This window comes from Virgibacillus subterraneus, from assembly GCF_900110695.1.
In the GTDB taxonomy this organism is placed as follows: Bacteria; Bacillota; Bacilli; order Bacillales; family Amphibacillaceae; genus Lentibacillus; species Lentibacillus subterraneus.
The window spans coordinates 1-23921 of sequence record NZ_FOEH01000001.1 but is presented as its reverse complement, the minus strand read 5'-3'; the positions used below and the strand labels follow the sequence as shown (position 1 = coordinate 23921).

42 protein-coding genes are annotated in these 23921 nt (G+C 38.1%); all 42 read left to right on the top strand.

The window, feature by feature from the left end; genetic code table 11:
* Positions 1–149 precede the first annotated feature (149 nt).
* On the top strand, positions 150–398 hold the full coding sequence (locus tag BMY13_RS00195) for a helix-turn-helix transcriptional regulator (RefSeq protein WP_092501587.1): 249 nt from the start codon (positions 150–152) through the stop codon (positions 396–398).
* Positions 395–1156 (top strand): BRO family protein, encoded by a 762-nt coding sequence (locus BMY13_RS00190; protein WP_092501585.1) that lies wholly within the window; start codon positions 395–397, stop codon positions 1154–1156. Before BMY13_RS00195 ends, BMY13_RS00190 begins: the two co-directional genes overlap by 4 nt.
* Positions 1156–1440 carry a helix-turn-helix domain-containing protein gene (locus tag BMY13_RS00185; RefSeq protein WP_092501583.1) on the top strand — a complete coding sequence of 95 codons (285 nt, stop codon included), beginning with the start codon at positions 1156–1158 and terminating at the stop codon, positions 1438–1440. Before BMY13_RS00190 ends, BMY13_RS00185 begins: the two co-directional genes overlap by 1 nt.
* Positions 1441–1465: 25 nt before the next feature.
* A complete protein-coding gene (locus tag BMY13_RS00180) occupies positions 1466–1753 on the top strand; it encodes a hypothetical protein (RefSeq protein WP_092501581.1) in 288 nt (95 codons plus the stop codon).
* A 107-nt stretch (positions 1754–1860) separates the two neighbouring features.
* Positions 1861–2142 carry a helix-turn-helix domain-containing protein gene (locus tag BMY13_RS00175; protein ID WP_092501579.1) on the top strand — a complete coding sequence of 94 codons (282 nt, stop codon included), beginning with the start codon at positions 1861–1863 and terminating at the stop codon, positions 2140–2142.
* Positions 2139–2405, top strand: a complete 267-nt coding sequence (locus BMY13_RS00170; RefSeq protein ID WP_092501577.1) for a hypothetical protein — start codon at positions 2139–2141, stop codon at positions 2403–2405. The genes BMY13_RS00175 and BMY13_RS00170 overlap by 4 nt, the downstream gene beginning before the upstream one ends.
* Before the next feature lie 113 nt (positions 2406–2518).
* The gene (locus BMY13_RS19340) at positions 2519–2656 is read left to right on the top strand and encodes a hypothetical protein (protein WP_175476670.1); all 138 of its coding nucleotides are present in this window, start codon (positions 2519–2521) and stop codon (positions 2654–2656) included.
* A gap of 274 nt (positions 2657–2930) precedes the next feature.
* On the top strand, positions 2931–3221 hold the full coding sequence (locus BMY13_RS00165) for a hypothetical protein (RefSeq protein WP_092501575.1): 291 nt from the start codon (positions 2931–2933) through the stop codon (positions 3219–3221).
* Between the two features lie 59 nt (positions 3222–3280).
* Positions 3281–5242: an AAA family ATPase gene (locus tag BMY13_RS00160; protein WP_092501573.1), complete on the top strand. Its 1962-nt coding sequence runs from the start codon at positions 3281–3283 to the stop codon at positions 5240–5242.
* 287 nt (positions 5243–5529) lie between these two features.
* Complete coding sequence (locus BMY13_RS00150) at positions 5530–6471, top strand: recombinase RecT (RefSeq protein ID WP_092501569.1); 942 nt, start codon at positions 5530–5532, stop codon at positions 6469–6471.
* Positions 6471–7172 carry an MBL fold metallo-hydrolase gene (locus BMY13_RS00145; RefSeq protein WP_092501567.1) on the top strand — a complete coding sequence of 234 codons (702 nt, stop codon included), beginning with the start codon at positions 6471–6473 and terminating at the stop codon, positions 7170–7172. The genes BMY13_RS00150 and BMY13_RS00145 overlap by 1 nt, the downstream gene beginning before the upstream one ends.
* 18 nt (positions 7173–7190) lie before the next feature.
* Positions 7191–8204 carry a DnaD domain-containing protein gene (locus tag BMY13_RS00140; RefSeq protein ID WP_092501565.1) on the top strand — a complete coding sequence of 338 codons (1014 nt, stop codon included), beginning with the start codon at positions 7191–7193 and terminating at the stop codon, positions 8202–8204.
* Positions 8201–8488 (top strand): hypothetical protein, encoded by a 288-nt coding sequence (locus tag BMY13_RS00135; protein WP_092501563.1) that lies wholly within the window; start codon positions 8201–8203, stop codon positions 8486–8488. The genes BMY13_RS00140 and BMY13_RS00135 overlap by 4 nt, the downstream gene beginning before the upstream one ends.
* Positions 8481–8774, top strand: a complete 294-nt coding sequence (locus tag BMY13_RS00130) for a hypothetical protein (protein ID WP_092501561.1) — start codon at positions 8481–8483, stop codon at positions 8772–8774. The genes BMY13_RS00135 and BMY13_RS00130 overlap by 8 nt, the downstream gene beginning before the upstream one ends.
* Positions 8775–8984: 210 nt before the next feature.
* The gene (locus BMY13_RS00125) at positions 8985–9761 is read left to right on the top strand and encodes an adenine nucleotide alpha hydrolase family protein (RefSeq protein ID WP_092501559.1); all 777 of its coding nucleotides are present in this window, start codon (positions 8985–8987) and stop codon (positions 9759–9761) included.
* A gap of 10 nt (positions 9762–9771) precedes the next feature.
* Complete coding sequence (locus BMY13_RS00120; protein ID WP_092501557.1) at positions 9772–10380, top strand: dUTP diphosphatase; 609 nt, start codon at positions 9772–9774, stop codon at positions 10378–10380.
* Positions 10380–10580 carry a hypothetical protein gene (locus BMY13_RS00115; protein WP_092501555.1) on the top strand — a complete coding sequence of 67 codons (201 nt, stop codon included), beginning with the start codon at positions 10380–10382 and terminating at the stop codon, positions 10578–10580. Before BMY13_RS00120 ends, BMY13_RS00115 begins: the two co-directional genes overlap by 1 nt.
* Positions 10573–10950 carry a RusA family crossover junction endodeoxyribonuclease gene (locus BMY13_RS00110; RefSeq protein WP_092501553.1) on the top strand — a complete coding sequence of 126 codons (378 nt, stop codon included), beginning with the start codon at positions 10573–10575 and terminating at the stop codon, positions 10948–10950. Before BMY13_RS00115 ends, BMY13_RS00110 begins: the two co-directional genes overlap by 8 nt.
* Positions 10951–11054: 104 nt before the next feature.
* Positions 11055–11354 (top strand): hypothetical protein, encoded by a 300-nt coding sequence (locus tag BMY13_RS00105; RefSeq protein ID WP_092501551.1) that lies wholly within the window; start codon positions 11055–11057, stop codon positions 11352–11354.
* Between the two features lie 206 nt (positions 11355–11560).
* A complete protein-coding gene (locus tag BMY13_RS00100; protein WP_092501549.1) occupies positions 11561–11725 on the top strand; it encodes a DUF3954 domain-containing protein in 165 nt (54 codons plus the stop codon).
* A 363-nt stretch (positions 11726–12088) separates the two neighbouring features.
* Positions 12089–12403: a hypothetical protein gene (locus tag BMY13_RS00095; RefSeq protein ID WP_092501547.1), complete on the top strand. Its 315-nt coding sequence runs from the start codon at positions 12089–12091 to the stop codon at positions 12401–12403.
* A 147-nt stretch (positions 12404–12550) separates the two neighbouring features.
* Positions 12551–12703 carry a hypothetical protein gene (locus BMY13_RS19335; RefSeq protein WP_175476669.1) on the top strand — a complete coding sequence of 51 codons (153 nt, stop codon included), beginning with the start codon at positions 12551–12553 and terminating at the stop codon, positions 12701–12703.
* Between the two features lie 114 nt (positions 12704–12817).
* On the top strand, positions 12818–13258 hold the full coding sequence (locus BMY13_RS00090; protein ID WP_092501545.1) for a helix-turn-helix transcriptional regulator: 441 nt from the start codon (positions 12818–12820) through the stop codon (positions 13256–13258).
* Between the two features lie 106 nt (positions 13259–13364).
* On the top strand, positions 13365–14231 hold the full coding sequence (locus BMY13_RS00085) for a terminase small subunit (protein ID WP_092501543.1): 867 nt from the start codon (positions 13365–13367) through the stop codon (positions 14229–14231).
* Entirely contained in the window at positions 14212–15489 is a 1278-nt protein-coding gene (locus BMY13_RS00080; RefSeq protein WP_092501541.1) for a PBSX family phage terminase large subunit, read from the top strand. The genes BMY13_RS00085 and BMY13_RS00080 overlap by 20 nt, the downstream gene beginning before the upstream one ends.
* Before the next feature lie 12 nt (positions 15490–15501).
* Entirely contained in the window at positions 15502–15708 is a 207-nt protein-coding gene (locus BMY13_RS00075; protein ID WP_092501539.1) for a hypothetical protein, read from the top strand.
* A 14-nt stretch (positions 15709–15722) separates the two neighbouring features.
* Positions 15723–17213: a phage portal protein gene (locus BMY13_RS00070; protein ID WP_092501537.1), complete on the top strand. Its 1491-nt coding sequence runs from the start codon at positions 15723–15725 to the stop codon at positions 17211–17213.
* Complete coding sequence (locus tag BMY13_RS00065; RefSeq protein WP_092501535.1) at positions 17213–18316, top strand: phage minor capsid protein; 1104 nt, start codon at positions 17213–17215, stop codon at positions 18314–18316. The genes BMY13_RS00070 and BMY13_RS00065 overlap by 1 nt, the downstream gene beginning before the upstream one ends.
* The gene (locus tag BMY13_RS19330) at positions 18316–18453 is read left to right on the top strand and encodes a hypothetical protein (RefSeq protein WP_175476668.1); all 138 of its coding nucleotides are present in this window, start codon (positions 18316–18318) and stop codon (positions 18451–18453) included. The genes BMY13_RS00065 and BMY13_RS19330 overlap by 1 nt, the downstream gene beginning before the upstream one ends.
* Before the next feature lie 9 nt (positions 18454–18462).
* Complete coding sequence (locus BMY13_RS00060; protein WP_092501533.1) at positions 18463–18753, top strand: hypothetical protein; 291 nt, start codon at positions 18463–18465, stop codon at positions 18751–18753.
* A gap of 59 nt (positions 18754–18812) precedes the next feature.
* Positions 18813–18953 (top strand): hypothetical protein, encoded by a 141-nt coding sequence (locus tag BMY13_RS19325; RefSeq protein ID WP_175476667.1) that lies wholly within the window; start codon positions 18813–18815, stop codon positions 18951–18953.
* A 122-nt stretch (positions 18954–19075) separates the two neighbouring features.
* Positions 19076–19654 (top strand): phage scaffolding protein, encoded by a 579-nt coding sequence (locus BMY13_RS00055; RefSeq protein WP_092501531.1) that lies wholly within the window; start codon positions 19076–19078, stop codon positions 19652–19654.
* 23 nt (positions 19655–19677) lie between these two features.
* Positions 19678–20661 (top strand): major capsid protein, encoded by a 984-nt coding sequence (locus BMY13_RS00050; RefSeq protein WP_092501529.1) that lies wholly within the window; start codon positions 19678–19680, stop codon positions 20659–20661.
* Positions 20662–20694: 33 nt separating this feature from the next.
* Complete coding sequence (locus BMY13_RS00045) at positions 20695–21006, top strand: hypothetical protein (RefSeq protein ID WP_092501527.1); 312 nt, start codon at positions 20695–20697, stop codon at positions 21004–21006.
* A 14-nt stretch (positions 21007–21020) separates the two neighbouring features.
* On the top strand, positions 21021–21413 hold the full coding sequence (locus BMY13_RS00040) for a head-tail connector protein (RefSeq protein ID WP_092501525.1): 393 nt from the start codon (positions 21021–21023) through the stop codon (positions 21411–21413).
* Complete coding sequence (locus BMY13_RS00035) at positions 21403–21738, top strand: putative minor capsid protein (protein WP_092501523.1); 336 nt, start codon at positions 21403–21405, stop codon at positions 21736–21738. The genes BMY13_RS00040 and BMY13_RS00035 overlap by 11 nt, the downstream gene beginning before the upstream one ends.
* Positions 21739–22083 carry a minor capsid protein gene (locus tag BMY13_RS00030; protein WP_092501521.1) on the top strand — a complete coding sequence of 115 codons (345 nt, stop codon included), beginning with the start codon at positions 21739–21741 and terminating at the stop codon, positions 22081–22083. It begins immediately after the preceding gene.
* Positions 22084–22093: 10 nt separating this feature from the next.
* Positions 22094–22495: a phage tail terminator protein gene (locus BMY13_RS00025; RefSeq protein ID WP_092501518.1), complete on the top strand. Its 402-nt coding sequence runs from the start codon at positions 22094–22096 to the stop codon at positions 22493–22495.
* Entirely contained in the window at positions 22495–22941 is a 447-nt protein-coding gene (locus BMY13_RS00020) for a phage tail tube protein (RefSeq protein WP_092501516.1), read from the top strand. Before BMY13_RS00025 ends, BMY13_RS00020 begins: the two co-directional genes overlap by 1 nt.
* Positions 22859–23191, top strand: a complete 333-nt coding sequence (locus BMY13_RS19840; protein WP_281243662.1) for a fibronectin type III domain-containing protein — start codon at positions 22859–22861, stop codon at positions 23189–23191. The genes BMY13_RS00020 and BMY13_RS19840 overlap by 83 nt, the downstream gene beginning before the upstream one ends.
* Before the next feature lie 42 nt (positions 23192–23233).
* The gene (locus BMY13_RS00010; RefSeq protein ID WP_092501511.1) at positions 23234–23620 is read left to right on the top strand and encodes a hypothetical protein; all 387 of its coding nucleotides are present in this window, start codon (positions 23234–23236) and stop codon (positions 23618–23620) included.
* Positions 23621–23623: 3 nt separating this feature from the next.
* The coding region (locus tag BMY13_RS00005; protein ID WP_217649046.1) for a Gp15 family bacteriophage protein at positions 23624–23921 on the top strand (298 nt) is incomplete at its 3' end.

Genomic DNA, 23921 nt, shown 5'->3' with positions numbered 1-23921 from the left:
AGCACCTCAAATCACCTCCATTATAAATCATATACGATAAAAATATTATCAATGATAAAAAGTTTTTCAAAAAAGTATTGACGATAAGTAATTTATCATTTATATTGAATGTAGTGATAAAAAAGTTATCAAAAAAAGAGGTGAAAAAAGTGGAGCGCAAATTACTTTTACAACTTAGAATCAAACACAAACTAACACAACAACAACTTGCGGACGGGATAGGGATATCAACTGTTTATGTGCGCAAGTTAGAAAAAGGCGTTGTAAATCCAGGTAGAGAGACAATGGTTAAATATGAAAATTTCTTCAGTAAAGACATGAGGAAACTCTTCCCGGATCTTTTTTTTAACAATTATGATAAAAAAGTTATCAAAAAAGAAATGGAGGCAATTTCATGAACCAACTAACAAAAGTATTCGATGATCAAGAGTTGCGAATTATCGAACAAAACAATGAACCATGGTTTATCGCAAGAGACGTAGCAGCCATTCTTCATTTTACCGATGCAGAAGCAATGACCAGATACTTGGATGATGATGAAAAGCAAAACCTACAACTAGTCGGTTTTAAAAGAGGAGCCATTGTCATCAATGAATCAGGCCTCTACTCAGTGATTCTTAAATCTAGAAAAGAAGAGGCTAAACAATTCAAACGCTGGATTACTCAAGAGGTAATCCCATCAATCAGGAAACACGGTGCATACATGACACCTGAAACAGTAGAAGAAGCTCTTTTGAATCCAGACACCATCATTAAACTTGCTACTAACTTAAAAGAAGAACAGGAAAAACGTTCGCAAGCAGAATATCAAATAAAAATAGATAAACCGTACACAACATTCGGAAAAGCTGTATCAAACTCAAGCGCATCAATCAATGTTGGCGCATTCGCAAAAATGATGTATGACGAACACGGTATGAAAATCGGTCGTAATAAAATGTTCAGATGGTTACGAGAAAAAGGCTATCTAATCAGAACTGGCCGAGAAAAAAATAATCCAAAACAGCAATATATTGAACAAGGATTATTCGAAACAACAGTAACGGTTGTAAGTCGTACACAGGGTGATGTTGAGAGCTTAACAACTTTAATTACTGGTAAAGGTCAGGTCAAACTATCCGAAAAGTTACTCAATGAATACGAGGTGTTTGTCTAATGACCTTTGAAGAATCCATACGTCAAATCATCCGCGAAGAAATTGAAAAACACCTGGACGACATCAAACACTTATTAGAATCTCACGGCTACAACGAAGTTCCTAGATTTCTCAAGGTACCCGAAGCAGCCGAGATACTACGGATAGGCAAAACAGCGACATACGAACTATGTCAGCAAGCAGAAGTGAACGGATTTCCATGCATAAGGGATGGCAACAAGATACGAATACCGTACACAGCTTTGATGAACTGGATAGATCAGCAATCCAAGCATGCAATGTAAAAATTTTAAAAGGTTGGTGTAATAAATGCCAGTAACAACTTTCACCCATGAAGAAATTCAAACATTTGTAAGTGAAATAAAGAAACAACTAATTCCGGTTTTGCTAGAAGAGCTAAGAGAAAAGCAACTCCCACCTCTGTTAACAAGAAAGCAGTTCATGGAAATAGTCGACATTAGCACAACTAAATGTAATGAGTTATTTAATCGGTCAGACTTTCCAGTTAATAGAGAGTTAGGCCACCCAAAAGTACCAACTAAGCAGTTCTTTGAGTGGCTGGACAAAACAACAAATAGAGCAGAAGTCAATAAGTAATATCCGTTCTCAAGCAATCTACCGATGTGGGGTCGGTATAAGTACATTGTATGACATGCCCATAAAAATGACTATTCGAATATTGAATATAGAAAGGGGGTTCAAAAGTGAGAGTCGGCGCAATCTTAAAAGCGTGTCGGACTCGTGCAGGATTCAGTCAGGAAGAATTAGCAGATAAGTTATACATCAGTCAATCGGACGTATCGAAGTATGAGAACGACACAATGGAACCACACATATCGACATTACAAGCATGGACGAACAACACACAAACACAAGAGGTTATGGTCGCATTCTTATGCGGTGTAGATGGATTAAGCGTAATGCAGAGCGTACTAGACTTTGCTGTTGGAACAGTCGGAACCATTTTATTAGGAGGGATACTATGACATTTCTAAAGGATGACCAGGCAAGAGCGCAAAAAGAACTAGATTGCTATAACTACTGCATAAAAAACGCATCTGTTCAATTGGAAAGTGGAGAATTTGGGCAAACAGCTGCATATCTTGATAACGCTAGTAGATCAATGCGTGAATTAGAAAAATTGAAAATAGCGAAACAAACATTTGATAAGCACTGGTGGGAAATTAAGCAAATTGAAGGGCAACAAGAAGTTGATAGAGTAATTGCGAACATGGGGTTAGGACGATGAGTAGGCGCTGGCAGGTAGTGAAAATTTACGTTTGTTTGATAGTTTCACTACTATATCTATACTGGTCAGCTTTGCCACAGTAGAACAAAAATGTGAGTAGGGAGGAAGAAACTATGAAAGAAGGATTCACGATTATATGTAATAAGTGCAACTCAAAAGATGTTGACACACAGTATTACGAAGATAAATCAGTCTATGAATGTGAGGACTGCGGACAAATAGTTATGAATGTTGTTATTGATGAATTGTAGTGCGCAGTCCGACCATATCTCGAAACAAGGAGTATTCAAATGGAGAAATTAAACCAAAAAAATAACCCACTGCGACAACAGTGAGCCGAATGACAAATTGAATTACATTCATTTTAGCACAAAAGGCAAGGACAAGCTAGTCCTTCCTTTAGGAAGTGAGAGCAGGAACATCATCCCCCTCGATTACTGCTGTTCTTGCTTCCTAAAGGGTTGATTAGCCCTAACAGCGCGTTAGTCACCTGCTGTTGAAGTCATTACGAAAGGAGGGTTGAGCATGGAAGTAGACGAGCTTTTAAAACATTCAAGGAATGCGGTTGAAGCTGAAAAGCAAGGGATTACAGCCATGTGGTGTTCTGAATTATCCATCACAGCAGATACATTGAAGAGCCTTTACCACGATAACGACATGAATCTAGATGCTTGCTTATTTGAAGTAGAGGACGACTACACAGTTATTACATTTGAATTAGCTGGGTTTACGTACACAGCACGATTAAAGACAAAAGAATACTTCAACATGATTGCACAAAAAAAGACCCACATAAATGGGTCAGGGATTGCTTAACAAATATCGTAATTCAATTATATAACAATCCCCGTAATTAAACAATAGGAGGGTTTTTCTTGAAACAAATTAAACTGTTGAATTTAGTGTTAACGAACTTTAAAGGCATTAAGGAATTTGAATTAAATGCAGAAGGCAATGTGAGCATTCATGGAGACAACGCTACTGGAAAAACAACCATCGCAGACGCTTTTATTTGGTTGCTGTTCGATAAGGATTCAAACAATCAAAAGGATTTCGGTATTAAAACGTTAGAGAACGGCAAGCCAATTCCTAAGTTAAACCATGAAGTAGAAGCAACAATAGTAGTTGATGATAAGCAGCTGACACTCAAAAAGGTATTCAGCGAGAAATGGACCAAGAAACGCGGATCCATAACAAGCGAATTTTCCGGTCATACTACAGATCACTATATTGATGGTGTTCCTAGTAATAAAAAAGGGTTCACTGATCAAGTTGCATCCATTGTAGACGAGGACATATTCAAACTGCTAACAAGCCCAAGTTATTTTAACGAACAACTGCGCTGGAAGAAACGTCGTGACTTGCTACTAGAAATTGCTGGAGATGTATCAGACGAGGAAGTAATCAATTCAAATAAGGATCTAAGCAAACTTACAGATATTTTAAGTGGCAGAAATATCGAGGACCATAAGAAAGTTATTGCTGCTAAACGCAAAGAAATCAACCAGGAGCTAGAAAAGATTCCAGTGCGGGTTGATGAAATATATCGTGGCTTACCTGATGTAAATGGATTAAACAAATCATCTATCGAAAAGCAATTAACAGAATTAAACGATCAGATTGAATCGAAACAAGAGCAGGTGAACGATATACGCGGTGGTAGTGAGGTCAACAAGCTTAAACAACAAATAAGCGATATTGATTTACAAATTGCCAATATAAAAAATGAACATGCTCAGAATGGTCAAGATGAAGTTTACAAATTAAGAACGAAGCTTCAGGAAGAACAATCGAATATCACTGTATTGCAATCAAAGATAAACAGCAAGAAGCAACAGCACAGCATGAACAAAGACTATATCGATGACTTAATTGATCGTCGTGCTGATTTACGTAAGCGATATGACGAGAAGGACAGCGAAGCATTCAATCATGAAGAGAACTGTTCTTGCCCTTCATGCGGTCAAGACCTTCCAGAAGAACAACGTGAAGAAATTATTAAGACTTTCAATGTAAATAAGGCTGAAATGCTTGAACACATTAAAGCAAAAGGTGTCGAGACAAACGACAAAATAAAAGCTACTGGCACAGAAAACCAAACGGTAGCTGAAGATATAGGCAAGCTTGAAAAACAAGTAACTGAAAAGCAAGAGCAGGTTGCAAAGCTTGAAGCTAAGTTAACTGAGTCACAAAGCAATGTTAAACCAATAGAGGATAACGCCTCTTACCAAAAGCTTATGCAGGATAGACAAGCACTAGAACAACAAATCGAAGAACTGAAACAATCTGTTGAGAAATCAGTCCAGGAAGTTAAACAAGAAATTACTGAATTAAATGAGAAGCAGAACGAAGTGAATATTGATTTAAGCAAAGTCTCACAATCTGAACAGTCTAAGACACGAATTGCTGAACTTGAAAAGCAGGAAAAAGAACTTGCTGCAGAATTTGAACAGCTGGAAGAAGAGTTACATCTAACAGAAGAATTCATTCGAACAAAGGTAAACATGTTGGAAGAGAAGATTAATAGCAAGTTTAAAGATGCTCGATTCAACCTATTCAAAACGAATATCAACGGTGGTCTTGAAGAAATATGTACTACGACTCTTGACGGTGTTCCTTACAACGCCGGACTAAACAACGCTGCAAGAATCAATGTCGGCTTAGATATCATCAATACACTGTCACAGCATTACGGTGTACAAGCTCCAATATTCGTTGATAACGCTGAATCAGTTACGAGGTTGATTGATATAGATTCACAAGTTATTAGCTTAGTAGTATCTGAGGCTGATAAAGAACTGAGAATCGAGAATGCAAAAGAAATGGAGTTAGTTTAAGTGGGTGAGTTTAATATATCAGCAAGTATGCAAGCTCAATCTAAATACTGTGAGGACAATAGCGCTCCTCACTTCGCGCCTAAGAGTGGCGTTTGCTGGAATTGTAGAAGGAATGTCTACGAACCATATCATTGGAAAATAGAAAACGGGGTGAAAAAGCCTATACCCCAAGAGCAATCGACATTTGAAACAGGAATAACAGTTGAGAAAGCAGGAAATTCATTAGTGACAGGTTGTCCACACTGCAATAGAAGTTATTGCGATTAAAAACATGGGAGGAATAACAAATGAGTAAAAACGAACTAGCAATGATCAAAAAAGATACAGTCGACGTGGTAGCTGAGAAGGTAAAACAATTTCAAGAGCAGGGTGAGCTTCGATTCCCTGCTAACTATTCACCTGAGAACGCAATGAAAAGCGCGTGGTTAACGTTGCAAAGTGTTCAGGATAAAAACAGAAAGCCAGCTTTAGAAGTTTGTACAAGAGATTCTGTCGCTAATGCTCTACTGGACATGGTTGTTCAAGGGTTGAATCCTAACAAGAAACAAGGTTACTTCATTGTTTACGGTCAGACATTAACTTTCCAACGGTCCTATTTTGGAACTATGGCCGTAACTAAGCAAGTAAGTGGAGCAAGAACAATTGATGCAGCTGTTATTTATGAAGGTGATGATGTTGACTACGAAATGAACAACGGGCGCATTGTTAACCTTACGCATAAGCAGAAGTTCGTCAATATCGATAAGGAAAAAATGCAAGGCGCATATGCAACTATCGTGTTTAGTGATGATAACGTATATCACGAAATCATGACCATTGAAGAGATTAGACAAGCTTGGAGTAAAGCACAGTTTTGGTCTAAGGGTGCTAAGAAGGAGAAGGAAGGAAGTACCCATGATGAATTCAAGCAGGAAATGGCTAAGAAAACGGTTATCAATCGTGCTTGTAAGAAGTTCTTAAACTCAAGTAACGATAGCAGCTTAATGTTAGATCACTTCAATAGGCAGGATGAATCAGTTGAGGAAGCTAAAGCGCAGGAAGAAATCAGCGAAAATGCTAATTCAGAAGTAATTGATATTGAATACAACGATTCAGAACCTGAAGCAAAGGATAACTCGGAACAAAAGGAAGGTCCAAAAGAAGAACCGGATCCAGAACAAACGAATGTTGATGATGTTATGAACGATATGGAGCAACAAGAAAGCCAAGAATCAAGCAGGGGATTCTGATGATTGAGATTAACACACTAGCTTCTAGTTCAAAGGGAAACTGCTACCGCATAACAGACGGTAGCACTCCCTTGCTACTTGAAGCAGGAATAGCATTCAAGGATATAAGAAGGGCATTGAATTTCAACACAAGTGATTTAGCAGGGTGTTTAGTCACACATGAGCATGGTGATCACACAAAAGGTCTGAAGGATGTTTTAAAAGCAGGGATTGACACGTATATGAGTGCCGGCACAAAAGAAGCACTAGATATTGAACACCACAGAATAAATCCTATAGAAGCACACAAGTCATTTAAGATTGGCACCTGGTTGATTATGCCTTTTGATGTAGAACACGACGTGAATGAGCCGACAGGCTATTTATTAGTGAATAGTATGGGTGAGAAGTTGTTATTTGCAACGGATACATTCTATATCAAATATAAGTTCACTGGCCTAACGCATTTACTTCTGGAGTGTAACTATTCAATAGACATTCTGAATGAAAACATTGCATCTGGACGAGTTCATAAAGGTATGAAGAAACGATTAATAAGAAGTCATTTCAGCTTAGAAAACGTGAAGGAGTTTTTGAAAGCTAACGATCTAAGCAAGGTGCAGGAGATTCACTTGCTGCACTTATCAGATAGTAACAGTGATGAAGTGTTATTTAAGAAAGAGATTCAGGAGTTTACCGGAAAAGTTGTTTATATAGCGTGAAGGATTGGGGGTGAAGTAATGGCTAAATACCGGCAAGTACACATCGAGTTTTGGCAAGATGGTTTTGTTTTAGAATTAACACCTGAAGAAAAGTATTTCTATTTATATTTAATGACTAACAGCAAAACAACGCAATGCGGTATATACGAGCTTCCGAAAAGAATCATGGAAACAGAAACAGGATATAACCGAGAAACGGTTGATAAATTGATAAATAGGTTTACAGAGTACGGCAAAATAATCTATCACGAACCGACAAGAGAAATAATGCTAGTTAATTGGATTAAATTCAACTGGATAAGCTCACCAAAAGTTGTATCACTTATCAATAAAGAACTAAAGCAAGTTAAAAATAAACACTTCATTAAGTTGTTCATCGATAAATGTTTAGAGTACGGATACCGTATCGATAACCTATCAATACCCTATGCAGACGATATACAGCAAAAAAATGAAAAAAGCGGTCATGACAAGGGTTCGATACCGTATCAATACAGTACAGATAGACCTTCCATAGACCTGGGGGGAGAAGTAGAAGAAGAAAGAGAAAGAGAAGTAGAAAGAGAACAAGAAAGAGAAGGAGAAGTAGAAGAAGAAAGAGAGCCTGCAACTTCTTCAACTGATGCCATTGTTTTTTATCAAAACAACTTCGGATTGATAAAACCATATATCTCTGAAGAAATGCTTTACTGGATTGAAGATCTTGGTGACGAAATGGTTATTGAAGCAATGAGAAGGTCGCTGGATAGAAATAAGCCTAGCTGGGGATACGCAAAAAGCATTATTCAGTCTTGGTCAAATAAAGGTATCAAAACTATAGAACAAGCAAAGGCAGAAGAAGTTGAGTTCCAAAATCAACAAGCAGCTAAAAAGCCAAACTACCAAAACAAATCAAATGAAGTTGTTCCAGATTGGTTTAAAGAACGAAAACAGAAAAACAACACACCAAAACAAGAAGTTGATCCCGAAGAATGGGAAGACACCGAACAGCTGCTGAAAAAGTATTCTCGTAAAGCTGGTGGGGATTCATGAACACACTAACAGGCTCGAAACCTATTTTGCCACAAGAAAAGAGCAAGGTACTGTTCGACAGCAAAGACATTGATTTTGGATTTCCGGAGTGGCAACTGCAAGAAATATCGTCACTCTGGCATCAAGGAAAAAGTTTGATGTATATCACAAAAATAGTGAAACGGAATCAGCATGAAGTGTTCTTTAGACTTTACGAAGCTTGGATTGACGGGAAGATTGATGATATTGAAAAGGCATTTAGTACTGGTGAGAAATTATTGAAAGGGAGGGATAGGGATGAGTGAACGGTTAGATGCTATGAAAACCGAAGAAGAATTAAAAGATTATATTAGATTCCAACTACTTTCTTTAGAGGATAAATCAAATATTGTTTCTGAACTATATAATCGTGTTGAAAAACTCGAATCCGAAAATGAACGGTATAAGAAGGCATTAGAATTTTATGCTGCAAACAAAACATACCAACTAGGCGTTAATATTTCGATGGGTTCAGCTTTTGCACGACACGAGCCAATAAAGTATGACAAAGGCGAAATAGCACGTAAAGCCCTAGATGGTGACAGCAAATGAGGACCTTCACCAAAAATGAAAGGTATCGTCCAGTCGTGACCATCAAGAAAGTGAAGAAGGATATACCGACAGTGATTGAGGTTAGTGGAAAACGCTATGTGCATGAGCCTGAAGGGAAAAGGAAGTGAACATATGACCAAAGAAGAGCAGGAGCAGTTAGAAAGAGCACTTGAAGTTGATGTTGAGTGTGCTGGGGAGAAGTGGTTTTGAGTGAAGCACATTATATTTTATAGCGGTGGATTAGGTAGCTGGGCAACAGCTAAAAGAGTAATTGAAAGACACGGTAAAGAAAATGTAATCCTCTTGTTCACGGACACCATGATGGAGGATGAAGATTTGTATAGATTCTTGGATGATACAGAAAAAGACTTTGGAACCGAGATAACTAGATTAGCAGATGGTCGTGACGTATGGCAGGTGTTTAAAGATACAAGATTCTTAGGCAATTCTAGGATAGCGAAATGTAGTCACATACTCAAACAAGATAAGTCTAGGGAATGGATTGAAGCCAATTATAAACCAGGAGAATGTATTTTGTATCTAGGTATCGACTGGACAGAAGAACATCGCAGAAAGTCACCTATTAAGAACTGGCATCCATATACAGTAGAGTTTCCGATGTGTGAAGAACCATTTGTGAATAAGATTGACAATATCAAAGAATTAGAAAGCAGGGGAATCAATATTCCAAGACTTTACGATAAGGGATTCAGTCACAATAATTGCGGTGGTTTCTGCGTAAGAGCAGGGCAAGGACACTTTATTAATCTACTAAAGGAAATGCCGGAACGTTATAAATACCATGAAGAAAAAGAACAAGAAATGTTGAAGTTCTTAGATCGTGACGATGTTTCAATACTGACTAGGACAAAGAACGGGCAAAAGGAAACATTAACACTTAAACAATTACGTAAAGAGTACGAAACTGAACCACAACAAATTGATATGTTCGACGTTGGCGGCTGTGGCTGTTTCGTAGACGATTAGGAGGAAAACAATGAATCTATCAAAATTATTTCCAATACAAAAGCAATTAGATGCACGAATTGAAGAGGAACACGGATTGCAAGGACAAGACTTGCTAGATAAAAAGATTCTTGCTTTACAGGTTGAGTTAGGTGAGCTGGCAAATGAATGGCGTGGGTTTAAGTTTTGGAGTATAAACCAGGATCCTAGAATAACTGATAATTGTTCTAAATGTGGTGGTGATGGTAATTATCCCTTTTACGGAAATGGGTGCTCTTCATGTGGAGGTGATGGATTAGGTCCAGGTAACCCACTCCTAGAAGAATACGTGGATTGCCTGCATTTTATATTAAGTATTGGATTGGAGAAAGGCTTCGACAATATCAATTATGAATCGTTATACAAGCAATCTATTGAATTGGGCGTAACGTTCAAAGATAAAAACATAACAATACAATTTATCAATGTATTTTACTTTACTTCACAGTTTGAAAACGAGATATCTGCAGAGTCTTATGAGGATTTAGTTCTTTGTTTTATCGCATTAGGTAAAGAACTCGGATTCACCACAGAACAAATCGAACAAGCATATCTAGACAAAAACAAAATCAATCATGAACGTCAGGAGGCAGGATACTAATGAACGACATAACCGAAAAACAACGACAGCGAGCAGTGAATGATCGTATAGCTGATTTAAAGAACAATCTTTACAAGCTAGGTGTTACACATACGAGTGATGGCAGGGATATTGAAGATGTGAGTCTGTTTACTCTGGAACGTACGCATATCAACGCAAAATGCAGGGAAGCGTTATTGATTGGTGAGGAAAATGATTGAGTTAACCATACCAGGTCGTCCGGTGCCAGCTGTACGAATGACACAGAAAAGCAAATACGTTAGTAAAAGCGCACAACGATATCTAGCATATAAAAAGCAAGTCGGTTGGGTTGCAAGGTCGCACATGCAAGGAGAACCAACCAACGAGCCTGTAGGTGTAAATATAAAGGTTTATCTAGCTGGTGGCAATCAGGGTGACATTGATAACTATGCTAAGTCGCTCACGGATTCGCTTAATAAAATAGCTTATAAGGATGACCGCCAAATTCAATTTATGGAGCTGCGGAAAGTTAAATGCAAAAAAGAAGATGAACGAGCAGAAATAGAAGTATTTGAGTTAGATACTTTAGGAAATATAGCAAATCATTAAAAATTAATAGGCTCACAGATTGATATATACATAAATGATTAAATATACACAACAAGATAAATTAATCTGTGAGAGTGCTTGAAATGATTTTTAGGAGGGTTAACATGGACTTTAAAAACATGCATATGTGCCCACCATGTCATGGCGGTGGATTTATCGGACATAGCGAAAATATTGAGGATGATGTTTGTCCGTATTGTAACGGTATAGGTTCACTAACCAAAGCAGAGGTCGACAAGATAATAACTTGTTCTTACTGTGATGAAATAGCAGAAAAAGTGAACCACACACCTATTGTCGCTGATATGACTTCAAGAGCAAAGATGTGTAAGGGTTGTTGGGAAATGACAAGGGATGATATCAAAGGAACTTATGGCAGAGATATAGGAGAGTTTGATCAATGACAATCATAACAGCACTACTCACAATAGCAGCAGTTTTATATATAGCTTCAATAGTCTTGTTTCGGATTGAATACGTGAAGAAGAAAAGGAGTGTTGAGGGTGAGTAAATGTGTTGAGTGTGGGGACAAAGCACAGCATGTTGATGGAAATCTATGTGAATCATGCTTCAGAGAATTTCTAAAAGAAAAGGCATAGGGGGCTAGGTTATGGGTGATACAGCAGAAGTTAAATTGGATGAAGATGCAGTGCTGGTGATCAAGCAGGGTGAACTGAAAAAGATTCCTAAGCCTGATAGTGGATATGGCGAGCATATTGTGACTTGGCAGGATGGGAAAATACATGCTGAGAAGGTTAGTTATACGGTGAAGTGAAAAGAGAAGGAGTGAAACAAATGGAGTCTTGCGCAGTTTGTAAGGAACGTACAGCAACCCTGCGAAATGACGATGAAAGTTGGATTTGTGAGGATTGCGCTCAAAGTATGAATGATTTATCTGATTAGGAATAAAGGAGCAAAAAAATGGCAAAGTGCAGAGAATGTGCAAAACCTATAATAAAAGGAAATTTTTGTAGTAGAGCATGTAAGAAGTCGTATTTAGCGTATCTGAACAGACGAACTAAAAATAGAGGTGATAACTATTTGCCTATACGGCGTATATAAAAAAGTTCTAATTATAAACAACGAACAATTTAACTCAACGGTAATGGTTGATGCTTGTATTTCAGAGGAAATCAAAATGCTGAATGAAGAAAGCGTTATAACATTAGGTTGTTGCTGTGGTCATGGTAAAGCAGGACAAATAGTGGAATGGGAAAACGCTTATGGGAAATGGAAGGGACATGCTGATCCTCCTATCACACTGATAAAAGAAGAAAGTGTGAAAGCGGCTATGAATTTAGGTTATCAACCTTACCCATATTATTATGCAGATGGTGAAAATAATGGAGTTTGGCAAATGCATTTACAAAGTGGATGTATAACAAAATTAGATTGTGAGAATTGGCATATTAAAAATGGATTACCATTAGAAAAACATATCGGTGTAATTTAACTAAATAAGCTACTGGAACAACCAGGGCACAGATTGAGCGATTACGCTTAGTTTGTGCCCTTTTTATTTGTTGCATTAAGGCAATTACTCTTGGCAACTTATTTACCCAAATTTCAATGATTTGGCAACCAAATAGGAGGGGTCGGAATGGTTATAGCATTTCAGTTAATTTTATTGCTAATCGTACTTATAACAATTCAGAAAGTAATCGTTGAGAAGGAGCAGAAAAGGCAGGAGAATTTTGCATTCTTATGCGCTATTGCATTGGCTTTGTTCTTTGCTAGTGGAGTGTGGTTATGAAATACAGAATGCAGTGGGTAGTTAATTCGTATCGAAAAAATAAACGTACAGGCGTACAGCAACCAATCAAGCGCAGTGAATATGTTCAAAATCTTTTTAACGTGGGGTGGAAGGATGAACAACCAACAGATAGAAAACGCACTCAGAGATTATAGCTGGATGATTAACGAAATTAAAAGGCAACGTGAATTATTAGATGATGCAGGGACAAGCGTGGTAGCTCAATCAGGTATTGAATCAACAATGCCAAAAGCGCAAGGTGAAACGAGTGATCCAGTAGCGCAAGAAGTTGTTCGTCGAGATAAAAAATATACATGGATTAATAAGCTTGAGAAAAAAGTTTTGTTTATTCAAAAAAGAGTTCCGTTGATTACGAATGAACGTGAAAAGGCTGTTTTAGAATGTATGTTAGATGGTTTAAGTATGAGTGCAATCAGTAAGCACATGGGTTTATCTAGAAGGCATATTTACAACATTAAAGAGTCGATTGTGAACAGAATTGCACAAAATGCACACTTTTCTCAGAAATTGCCAACTGAAAAGCATTGTGTGTAAAATCTAGTAAGAGCACTAATCAAGTAAGTAATTGTATTTAAAGAACGTAAGTTCTATATGAATAAGCACTATAAAGATTATGTAGTAGGGGGTAGGTGCAGATGTAATGAACTGGGATGATATTCGTAAAGAGTGGGAAACATCAAAGATAACGCTGAAGGATCTAGCTGCTAAACATGAATTGAAACTAGGCACTCTTAAAAGTAGAAAGAGTCGTGAAAAATGGTCAAGGGGTGCAACTAAAAAAGATGCAACTAAATCGAAAAAGGTTGCAACCCCAAACAAGAAAGATGCAACTACAAAGAAACAATCGGAAAAAGAGTCTTTGCCAAGTGATAATCTCACTGATAAGCAAAGGCTTTTTTGTATGTATTATCTTAAAACATTTAACGCCACACAGTCAGCAATTAAAGCCGGATATTCAGCAGATACGGCCCATGTTCAAGGGAGCAGATTGTTAAGCAATGTTAAGGTTGGCGAATATATTCGAGAATTGAAAGCGAGTGCCACAGATTCATTATTCCTTGATGCTACAGACATACTAAAGAAATATGCTGCTATTGCCTTTGCCGACATTACTGACTACATGGTGTTTGGCAAAAAAGAGATTCAAGTGATGGGTCCTTTTGGCCCGCTATTTGATGATAAAAAGAAACCAATTATGCAAGAAGTTAATTATGTTGATTTCAATGAATCAAGCACAGTTGATGGAACAATTATTACTGAAGCTAAACAAGGTAAAGATGGCGTTTCTATTAAACTAGCTGACAAAATGAAGGCGCTAGAAATGCTAACGAAATACTTTGATGTATTACCGCAAGCTGCTAAAGATCAGTTGCAATCAGATAAGACGAAAGCAGAGATTGAATTTATCCAAGAACGCACCAAACTAATCAAAGGCGAGAAGAAAGACACCGGATTGCTTGATACATTAATCGAAGGACGGAAAGCCTATGAGCAAAGCAAAGATTGAGTTCTCAGAGAAGCAATTAAACTGTATTTATCGCCCTTATGATTACACACTTGATGTATTCGAAGGAACGCCAAGAAGCGGGAAAACAACAGCTGCTCATTTTCGTTATGCTGACTATCTAACAAATTCAAAAGACTCCAATCATTTAATTGTTGCTTACAACCAAGAGCAAGCATTCCGACTATTCATTGATGGTGACGGTACCGGATTAATGCATATATTTGGCAACCTATGCGAAATAAAGCACGATGAACACGGTGATCACTTACAGATACAAACACCAAACGGGGTTAAACGTGTTTATTACAAAGGTGGTTCTAAATCGAACAGTGTCGGCGCTATTACAGGTATGAGTTTAGGTAGTGTTGTATTTTGTGAGATTAATCTACTGCATATGACCATGATTCAGGAATGTTTTAGAAGGACGTTCGCTGCACAAGATCGTTATTACTTAGCAGACTTAAACCCGCCTTCCCCTAATCATCCAGTAATCAAAGAAGTGTTCGACGTTCAAAACACTCGCTGGACACACTGGACGATACAAGATAATCCAATCATTACAGATGAACGAAAGAAAGAGATCTATGAAACATTAAAAAACAGCCCTTACCTGTTAGATCGTGACTGGTACGGAAAAAGAGTTATGCCTGAAGGTGTTATTTATTCGATGTTCAACAATGAAAAACATACCGAAAACACATTGCTAGGCAAACGGTATGAAATGTATTTCGTGGCAGACGGTGGTCAGAGTGATGCAACTTCATGCAGCTGCAATATTGTAACCAGGTATGGCGATAAATTCAGATTAAATCGAACAGCCCATTATTATCATAGCGGAACTGATACAGGGCAAACAAAAGCCATGAGTACCTATGCTAAGGAAATAAAGCAATTTGTTAAGTGGTGTACGGATAAATACGAAATGCGCTTCACTGAGTTCTTTGTAGACCCTGCTTGTAAATCATTACGAGAAGAATTACACCTTATCGGAATCGATACAAGTCCGGCTGACAATAACGCTGTTGATGCTAAGAAAAAAGGTGGCGGTATTGAGGTTGGTATCGAGCGTACGCAAAACACACTGACTAATGAGCAATTCTGCTTGGTGGATAACAACGAATATGATCATTACCATTTCGTGAAAGAGGTTGGAATGTATGTAAGGGATGACAATGGCAATCCGACTGATGAATACAATCACGCTATGGATGAATGGCGCTATAGTACAAATTATTTTTATAGGAATTATGTCATATAAGGTGGTGTAAAGGTGAAAGTATTCGTTTGTAATGATCACGAAGGTTGGTGGCCTGTTGGCTCGGCTTCAGTAGTTATTGCTGAAAATGAGCAACAGGCTTTTTATATGCTTCAAGAAAAGTTAAAAACTGATTACGGAATAAATGACAGTGAATTCACACTAAAAGAAGTAGATATTTCACAATCACAAACCATTGTACTAAATTACGGAGACTATTAAGGCGGTGATAACCATTGTGGAGAAAAATAATGAATGCGCTGAAGGGAGGTCTTGCTAAATTGGGAATTATTAAATCCATTGAGAAGATATCAGATCATAAAGATATATCGATGAATGAGGAATTATATAACAATATCGACATCTGGAAGGACTTATATAAAGGCTATCACGAACCATTTCATAAAATTAAATACCATACAATAGAAGGTCAGAAAGAACGTAAGATGGACACGCTGATGATGGCTAAGACGGTATCTGCTGAAATGGCTAGTCTCGTATTCAATGAAAAATGTGAAATAAGTATTAGTGATGAGTCATTATCAGAGTTTATCGATGATGTGTTTAAGAAGAATAAGTTCTATAAGAAATACCAGGATCACTTAGAATATAATTTTGCGATGGGTGGAGCAGTCGTTAAGCCATACGTAAAAGACGATAAGATGATGTTGTCATTTGTTACTGCTGATTGTTTTATACCATTAGCTTGGAACAATGACACGATAACAGAAGCTGTTTTCCCTAGTGAATTCAAGAAAAACAATAAGAAGTACACACATCTGGAATGGCACGTATGGGAGGGCAGTACTTATCTTATTAAGAATGAAGTATATGAGTCTAGCGGTGGCGATGATTTAGGTGTGAAAGTAGCATTAGAGAATTTCTTCCCTGGCTTAGAAGAAGAAGTTCGTATTACTGCATTGTCGAAGCCTATATTTAGCTATATCAAGCCGAACACTGCCAATAACGTAGATACACAATCACCATTAGGAATATCCATCTACGCTAACGCTATGGACACCATGAAAGCCATAGATACAGCATTCGATAGTTTTCATCGTGAGTTCAGACTAGGCAAAAAGCGTATAATCGTTCCTGCTCAAATGGTTAAAACAGTAGTTGATAACGAAACAGGTCAGATGCATCGTTATTTTGATGCGAGTGATGAGACTTACGAAGCGTTTAAGTATCGAGAAGATGAAGAGAATATAAAAGATATATCGGTTGAATTAAGAGTTGACGAACACATTGCAGGAATAAACGCTTTATTAAATTTATTCGCTATGCAAACAGGATTCAGCGCTGGAACATTCTCATTTGATGGGCAATCCGTCAAAACAGCTACTGAGGTAGTTTCCGAGAATAGCAAGACCTTTAAGAGTAAGAAATCACATGAAACGATTATTGAAGCAGGATTGCAGGAAGTTATTGAGTCGATTGTTGCTGTTGCTCAATTATATGGCTTGTATAAAGCTCCTGCTGATTACGAGGTTACAGTCACATTTGATGATTCCATTGTTGAAGATAATGCAGCTGAACAATCGAGGCAGATTCAATTAATCACTAATAAGCTGCAATCTAGAAAACGCGCTATCATGAATATCCACGGATTAGGCGATGATGAAGCTCTGGAACTTATTAAAGAGATTAATGAGGAAAATGCGACTGCTAATGCTGAATCAGTGGACTTCTTTGGTACTGGCAACAATAACGGTGGCGGTAACTAATGGACAAACGTGAACTACAAAAGCTATCACAGCCTACTGTAGATGTTTATTTAGGCATTGAAGAACAAATGCTTCTCAACATTGCCAAGAGACTATCAAAATATGATTCTTTGTTAATTGATGATGATATCGAAGCGTGGCAGACAAAGGCATTGAATGAATTGGGTGCTTTATCTGATGAAAACATTCGCTTCTTATCAAGTCAATCAGGTAAAACATCTGAGGAAATAAAGAAAGCATTAAATAAAGCTGGTTATGGCTCATTAATCGATAATGAAGATGTGCTGCAGGAAGGTGTCGAGGCAGGGAAACTTAATGAAGCACCACCAATTAATGAGAGTACTGCACTAGCAGGGATATTAGGAGCTTACGAAGCACAGGCTCTTAATAAATTCAATATGATCAACACGACTATGCTAGACCAATCACAACAGGCTTATTTAAACATCGTGAATCGCACCACTGGCCAAGTATTGTCCGGCGCATCTACAGCAAGAGAGGCATTAAGGCAAACAACTGGCGAATGGGCTGAAATTGGTGTTCCTGCATTGGTTGATAAAGCAGGTAAAAGATGGAGTGCTGAGGGATATGTGAGCATGGTTACTAGAACAATCAGTAATGATGTTGCTAATTCCATGCAAGATACCAGGATGGATGAATTCGGCGCTGATTTAGTGGAAATCAGTTCACATGCAGGAGCTAGACCGTTATGTGCTCCATTTCAAGGACGTATTTATTCAAGAAGTGGCAACAGTGAGAATTATCCTCCATTAAGCGAAACAAGTTACGGTCAACTGGCAGGTATAAGAGGTGTTAACTGTGGCCATATATTTTATCCGTTTATCGAGGGTATTTCCAAGCAGCGTTATAAGCCAAGAGATCCAGAGGTTAACGATAGGCAATATGAGAACAGTCAGAAACAGCGCTATCTTGAAAGACGCATTCGCTATGCCAAACGTGAAGAAAGTATGTTGAAAGAAATGGGTGACACTGAGGGCGCTGAAATTGCACATAGAAAGATGTTAGACCGTCAGGCTAATCAAAGGCAGTTTATTAAGAGTACTGGAAGGACAAGACGTTATTCTAGAGAGAAGGTGCATTAATGCCGACTAAAAAAGAATTAGAAAGCGAAATAAACGGGTTGAAAGAAGAAATTAAAGGGCTACATCATAATTTCTTTACACTGGCTAAAAAGGTGCATGAATTGGAGAAGAAGGATAAACCAACTTACTTTGGGTGAGGTGATGTATTGATACCGAATAAAATTAATGTTGCAGGAGTTGAGTACGATGTCTCAGAAGTTGAAACCGTTATTATCGATGGCAGCACTAATTATGCAGGTTCTTGCAGTTATTCTGATTCAAGGATAGAAGTACTTAATAGCATGGTACCTACGAAAAAAGAACAATCATTTGTTCATGAGTTATTACATGCTTGTTTCCATGAAGCTGGCTTTAATGAACAAGATGAAGATGTTATTAACCGTGTTAGTAATGTTCTTTATCAGGTATTAAAAGATAACAAACTGACTTTTGAATAGAAAGGAAGTGGTCCATATCTGCCAGCTACGGGCAATGTAGCGTTGAAAGGAGTGACGCGTTGTTAAAAATCAGTGATGATGAAGTTAAAAGGACTACTGATGCCATTTTCGGAAAAGAAGATTATGCGGGATTGATTGTAGGGATAACGATTGGTATCGGATTAATTTTTATAGGATTATTTTCTATGTTTATTATTTGACCTAAGCATTGTCAATAAAAGGCTTATTTATTATGCCCTTTTTAAAGGCTTGGGGTATAACTAAGCGCATTCCTATGGTCAGAGGGTTATGACTAAAAACAACTAATAAGGAGCGAGTATAAATGGATTTAAAAGAATTGCTAGGAGAAGAACTTCATCAACAAGTAACTGAGAAAGTCGGTGATAAGAAGATAGCTGTCGTATCTGATGGGTCTTATATTCCTAAAGAGAAGTTCGATGCAGTTAATCAAGAAAAGAATGATTATAAGCAACAAGTCGGACAACGTGACGAACAAATCAATCAACTTAGTGAGAAGGCTAAAGGCAACGAAGAACTAACATCAAAGATTGACGAGCTTAAACAACAGAACGAAACAGCTAAAAACGAATATGAACAGAAACTCAATGATCAAGCTTTTGACCATGCTCTAAAAGATTCTTTATCTGCTGCTAAAGTTAAGAATCCGAAAGCAGTTCAAGCATTGTTGGATAAAGACACTATCAAACTGAAGGATGATAAATTAGTAGGTTTGGAAGAGCAACTGAACAACATTAAGGAAAGTGATCCTTATATGTTTGAAGAAGAAGAAAATCCAAACGAACCACCAAAACCTAACTTCACGACTGGGCAACACACAAAAGGCTCAGGAGATGAACCTGCTAATTTAGCAGATGCACTAGCACAAAAATTTACAAAATAATAATTATTAGGAGATGATTTTGAATGCCAATTACATTAGCACAAGCAAAGGTCGGTATGGCCGACAAAGTAGATCAAATGGTAGTAGACGAATTCCGTCGTGCTTCCTTACTTTTAGATGCACTTGAATTCGATAACGCGGTGTCACCAGGTACCGGAGGAAGTACGTTGACTTATGGGTACCAACGTTTGTTAACACCTTCAACTGCCGATTTCCGTGCGATTAATAGCGAGTACTCACCAAACGTCGCTGATCGCGAAGATATTTATACGAAACTAAAAATCTTCGGTGGGTCATATGACATTGATCGCGTAATTCAAGAAACTTCGGGTCAAATCAATGAAGCGAATTTCCAACTGCAGCAAAAGATCGTTGGAGCTGCTAACTTGTTCCATTACACAGTAATCAATGGTGATTCTGCTGTAAATACAAATGCATTTGACGGTCTAGACAAGGCACTAGCAGGTTCTAGCACAGAAATTAACACGGATACTGTCACTGACCTATCAACTGAATCAGGACTAGATTCTAATAAGTTCGCATTTCTTGATGTGTTAGATAGTTTCCTAGCTGAGCTTGATGGTCGCCCTAGTGCATTGATGGGTAACAGCAAGCTAATCACTAAGATTAAATCACTTGCTCGTCGTGCTGGATACAGGACAAGCGCTGAAGATGCATTCGGTCGTACTGTTGATGGTTATGACAATATCCCATTAGTTGACCTAGGATACTTTTATGATGGCGCTGCTACGGTTCCGACTGTACCGATTGAAGATCGTACAGTAAATGCTACTGCTGAAACTGGATTGACCGACCTCTACGCTGTCGGTTTTGGTATGGATGGTTTCCACGGTATTTCACCAACAGGAAACAGCGTTATCCGTAACTTCTTGCCAGACTTTAACACTCCTGGAGCGGTTAAATTCGGTGAAGTAGAAATGGTCGCAGGTATTGCGCTTAAAGCTACACGTAAAGCAGGCGTACTTCGCAATATTAAAGTACGGTAATTAAATTTAATTTCTAGAAGGGAGTTTTTCTGAATGGCTAAAATTAAAAGCCCTAACCCTAAATATAACGGGGTTAGCGCTTCCCTTCCTTTTGCGAACGGGGAAGCAGAAACAGATGATAAATGGTTGATTGACTGGTTTAAACAAAAGGGTTATGAGGTTGATGATTCTGCTGAAAAGAAAGCAGCTGAAGAAGCGGCTCAGAAAGAAGCAGAACAAAGAGAAATTGAAGAAGCAGAAGCCAAAGCACAGCAAGAAGCCGAAGATAAAGCTAAGGCAGAGGAAGAAGCGGCTAAAGAAAAAAATAGAGTGAAGAAAGAAAATAAGAAAGCATCCTCTAAATAGGGGGTGCTTAACTTATGCCTTATATCGACAAAGCTTATTATGATGATACTTACAAAGGAACACCAGTAGAAGACGTGGCTGAATTTAACCGATTAGCACAACGATCAAGTGAGGTTATTGATCAGCTGACAAGCTACACAATAGCAAACTATGAATTTACGCAACTAGCAACATTCTTGCAGGACCAAGTTAAAAAGGCAGTATGCGCTCAAGTCGAACACTATGCATTAAATGGCGGTTATGATGCAGTTAACGCTGGTAAACTGTCGAGCGTGAGTATTGGCTCGTTTAACTACACTGAAAAGGAAAGTAAAAACAATAACAGCAAAATAAGCTCTGATGCTGTTGATTTCCTTACCCCAACAGGCTTACTTTACTCTGGGATAGGTGTTGCTAATGGGTGTTAAACCAATACCGCGAAGTTTACTAATTCATGAAGTTGAATACGAGGAATATGCAGGCTCTGATGGTTGGGATGGTGGTTACAATCCTTCACTGACCATTAAAAATGTACGAGTAGAGCCAGTTAGTAGGTTGAACCGCTCAAGTAATTCAGAGGGTGTCAGCGTTAGCCATGTGGTAGTTGTTGATAAACAACATTCTTCCATATACCCGCCGTTTAAAGTTCAGTCACGTATTACATTTGAAGGGCGATCATATGAGATTATTGATGCTAAACCTTTTTATGCATTCGGAGATGTACCACATCATTATGAATTGGAGCTGGCTTAAATGTTCAGTGTAAATATAAAGCTTAACAATCCTGCTGGTCGAGCAAAAAAAGCTGTAGGAGCAGGGCAATTCGCACTAGATGAAGCAGCGCTTAAAGATAGTAATTACTACATTCCTAAGGATGAAGGTTATCTAGAAGAGAGTGGGGTAACGCATTCTAAAATTGGCGAAGGTGAGCTTATATGGCAAACGAAATACGCTAGAAAGCTTTACTATAACCCGCAATATGACTTCTCAACAGACATGAATCCAAATGCGCAAGGTTTATGGTGGGAAGCTGCAAAGGCTGAAAACCTAGAAGAATGGTTAGAGCAAGCAAACAAAGCTACCAAAAGAAAACTATAGGAGGTGTGCAATGGACTTTTTAAGTAGGCTCAAAGAGCACATAGAGGGGTTATCATTCACACCTTCTGTTGCTGAAATCGGACTATATAGAGAAGATGGTGACTCGCTGGCAATACGTCCAGCACCTTCCAACATCGAATCTCGATACATGGAAAAATCAAAAGTGTATCCATTCAGCTTTCAAGTGTTGATGCACAATAGAAATAATTTTGTGGCTTATGAAACGATTGAGGAATTAACAGGAAAACTAGATAACTTGAATTCAAGGGCGATCCTATCAAGTGATGGCTCTTTTGTTTTAGTTTCTTTTCACTGTACGACTACACCTAATTTTGTTCAGAAAACAAGTTACGGTGTGCTTTGGACAGCAATGTTCGAAGCAGAATTATACATTCAAGGAGGTAATGGATAATGTCATTTTTGCTACAATCAAAAAACAAGCTAGAAATCAACACAACACCTAGCGCAACCGGAACAGACTCGCAAACATGGTCACTTTTAGCAAAAGGTATTACTGATATGGAACCAGACCCAAACGAAGAAACTCAACAAGATAATTATTTTGACGGTGACGGATTCGGAGAAACAGATGTTACCGGAGCGCAGCTCATAGTATCTGTAAGCGGTCATCGCTTTTATGGTGATGCAGCACAAGACTTTATTTATGGCTTGCAAATGGAACTAGGACCAGCAAGACGTACTGATTTCCGTTTAACGCTACCTGATGGTTCGATGTTTGAAGGAGCTTGTACGATTGTTAATATCGTCGGCCCTGGTGGAGCTGCAGGAGAAAAAGGCGCTATATCATTCGAAATTCATTTCGCAGGTAAACCAACCTATACAGCACCTACTCCCTAAGGCGCCCGTCAACTTAACCTCATCTAACGTTACCTCAACAAGTGTTGATTTGGCGTGGGATAGTGTTGAGCAAGCTGACGGTTATAACGTATATCAAGATGGTGTCGTAGTTGATACGGTAACTACTAATAACTACAACGTTACTGGTTTAACTACTGCTACAACTTATGAATTCTATGTCACAGCAACAATTGATAAATACGGTACTGAGTCAGAGCAATCCGACACAGTTAGTGTAACCACAACATAGAGTCGCTTTTAGCGGCTCTTTTTCTATATAAGGAGGGTTCTCATGAAACAATTCGGACTTAATAAAGCGATTGAAGAAGTTGAGATCGATGGAGAGAAATTCGAAATTGATCTAAGCGATAACAAGCGTAAAGCGTATGTCATGGAAGGTTACAAGCTTCAAAAAGAATCTGAAAAACTGCAAAACATGAGCGATGATATGACTGAGGATGAAATGGCTAAGGCACTGGACGAAATGAAAGATATAACTAAGTCTGCTATGGATAATGTTCTAGGCGATGGTGCTTTTGACAAAATTTATCCCAAAACAAATAACTCTATATCCGATACAGTTGATGTTTTATTCCAGGTTATTGATTACATCAATGAAAAAGAGCAAGAACGATTCGAGAAGAAGAAAGCGAAATATACGAAAAAGAAAAAGAGATAGCCTATGTTTCTAACGCAGGAATTTGAAGATAAATTTAGATACGGGCGCTATGTCTTGCATGTAGATATGACGTTCGACAACATATTAAGTTTTTCAAGCATGTTGGAGGATGATTCCTTCTTGGAAGCAGAAAAGGTCGTAGTTGGTCTTGAAATGCTTCTGTATGACTACGAAAAAATAGAGGATATACCACACGAAGATAAATTCGAACTATTCAAATACATTATGAAAGAGTACCTGGGCAATGATCTAGATGCCAAACAGGAACAAGCAGAAAACGAAGAAGAAAACGAAGAAGAAA

What these genes read in the sequence shown, in the direction of transcription:
- BMY13_RS00045 (WP_092501527.1), top strand. Translation starts at nt 20,695, where the DNA reads ATGGCTAAAATTAAAAGCCCTAACCCTAAATATAACGGGGTTAGCGCT.
- BMY13_RS19330 (WP_175476668.1), top strand. Translation starts at nt 18,316, where the DNA reads ATGCCGACTAAAAAAGAATTAGAAAGCGAAATAAACGGGTTGAAAGAA.
- BMY13_RS00150 (WP_092501569.1), top strand. Translation starts at nt 5,530, where the DNA reads ATGAGTAAAAACGAACTAGCAATGATCAAAAAAGATACAGTCGACGTG.
- BMY13_RS00085 (WP_092501543.1), top strand. Translation starts at nt 13,365, where the DNA reads ATGAACTGGGATGATATTCGTAAAGAGTGGGAAACATCAAAGATAACG.
- BMY13_RS00165 (WP_092501575.1), top strand. Translation starts at nt 2,931, where the DNA reads ATGGAAGTAGACGAGCTTTTAAAACATTCAAGGAATGCGGTTGAAGCT.
- BMY13_RS00185 (WP_092501583.1), top strand. Translation starts at nt 1,156, where the DNA reads ATGACCTTTGAAGAATCCATACGTCAAATCATCCGCGAAGAAATTGAA.
- BMY13_RS00030 (WP_092501521.1), top strand. Translation starts at nt 21,739, where the DNA reads ATGTTCAGTGTAAATATAAAGCTTAACAATCCTGCTGGTCGAGCAAAA.
- BMY13_RS00190 (WP_092501585.1), top strand. Translation starts at nt 395, where the DNA reads ATGAACCAACTAACAAAAGTATTCGATGATCAAGAGTTGCGAATTATC.
- BMY13_RS00105 (WP_092501551.1), top strand. Translation starts at nt 11,055, where the DNA reads ATGGACTTTAAAAACATGCATATGTGCCCACCATGTCATGGCGGTGGA.
- BMY13_RS00145 (WP_092501567.1), top strand. Translation starts at nt 6,471, where the DNA reads ATGATTGAGATTAACACACTAGCTTCTAGTTCAAAGGGAAACTGCTAC.
- BMY13_RS00065 (WP_092501535.1), top strand. Translation starts at nt 17,213, where the DNA reads ATGGACAAACGTGAACTACAAAAGCTATCACAGCCTACTGTAGATGTT.
- BMY13_RS00025 (WP_092501518.1), top strand. Translation starts at nt 22,094, where the DNA reads ATGGACTTTTTAAGTAGGCTCAAAGAGCACATAGAGGGGTTATCATTC.
- BMY13_RS00140 (WP_092501565.1), top strand. Translation starts at nt 7,191, where the DNA reads ATGGCTAAATACCGGCAAGTACACATCGAGTTTTGGCAAGATGGTTTT.
- BMY13_RS00115 (WP_092501555.1), top strand. Translation starts at nt 10,380, where the DNA reads ATGAACGACATAACCGAAAAACAACGACAGCGAGCAGTGAATGATCGT.
- BMY13_RS00050 (WP_092501529.1), top strand. Translation starts at nt 19,678, where the DNA reads ATGCCAATTACATTAGCACAAGCAAAGGTCGGTATGGCCGACAAAGTA.
- BMY13_RS00170 (WP_092501577.1), top strand. Translation starts at nt 2,139, where the DNA reads ATGACATTTCTAAAGGATGACCAGGCAAGAGCGCAAAAAGAACTAGAT.
- BMY13_RS00020 (WP_092501516.1), top strand. Translation starts at nt 22,495, where the DNA reads ATGTCATTTTTGCTACAATCAAAAAACAAGCTAGAAATCAACACAACA.
- BMY13_RS00110 (WP_092501553.1), top strand. Translation starts at nt 10,573, where the DNA reads ATGATTGAGTTAACCATACCAGGTCGTCCGGTGCCAGCTGTACGAATG.
- BMY13_RS00040 (WP_092501525.1), top strand. Translation starts at nt 21,021, where the DNA reads ATGCCTTATATCGACAAAGCTTATTATGATGATACTTACAAAGGAACA.
- BMY13_RS00100 (WP_092501549.1), top strand. Translation starts at nt 11,561, where the DNA reads ATGGGTGATACAGCAGAAGTTAAATTGGATGAAGATGCAGTGCTGGTG.
- BMY13_RS00010 (WP_092501511.1), top strand. Translation starts at nt 23,234, where the DNA reads ATGAAACAATTCGGACTTAATAAAGCGATTGAAGAAGTTGAGATCGAT.
- BMY13_RS19335 (WP_175476669.1), top strand. Translation starts at nt 12,551, where the DNA reads ATGGTTATAGCATTTCAGTTAATTTTATTGCTAATCGTACTTATAACA.
- BMY13_RS00130 (WP_092501561.1), top strand. Translation starts at nt 8,481, where the DNA reads ATGAGTGAACGGTTAGATGCTATGAAAACCGAAGAAGAATTAAAAGAT.
- BMY13_RS00035 (WP_092501523.1), top strand. Translation starts at nt 21,403, where the DNA reads ATGGGTGTTAAACCAATACCGCGAAGTTTACTAATTCATGAAGTTGAA.
- BMY13_RS00080 (WP_092501541.1), top strand. Translation starts at nt 14,212, where the DNA reads ATGAGCAAAGCAAAGATTGAGTTCTCAGAGAAGCAATTAAACTGTATT.
- BMY13_RS00120 (WP_092501557.1), top strand. Translation starts at nt 9,772, where the DNA reads ATGAATCTATCAAAATTATTTCCAATACAAAAGCAATTAGATGCACGA.
- BMY13_RS00135 (WP_092501563.1), top strand. Translation starts at nt 8,201, where the DNA reads ATGAACACACTAACAGGCTCGAAACCTATTTTGCCACAAGAAAAGAGC.
- BMY13_RS00090 (WP_092501545.1), top strand. Translation starts at nt 12,818, where the DNA reads ATGAACAACCAACAGATAGAAAACGCACTCAGAGATTATAGCTGGATG.
- BMY13_RS00095 (WP_092501547.1), top strand. Translation starts at nt 12,089, where the DNA reads ATGCTGAATGAAGAAAGCGTTATAACATTAGGTTGTTGCTGTGGTCAT.
- BMY13_RS19340 (WP_175476670.1), top strand. Translation starts at nt 2,519, where the DNA reads ATGAAAGAAGGATTCACGATTATATGTAATAAGTGCAACTCAAAAGAT.
- BMY13_RS00055 (WP_092501531.1), top strand. Translation starts at nt 19,076, where the DNA reads ATGGATTTAAAAGAATTGCTAGGAGAAGAACTTCATCAACAAGTAACT.
- BMY13_RS00180 (WP_092501581.1), top strand. Translation starts at nt 1,466, where the DNA reads ATGCCAGTAACAACTTTCACCCATGAAGAAATTCAAACATTTGTAAGT.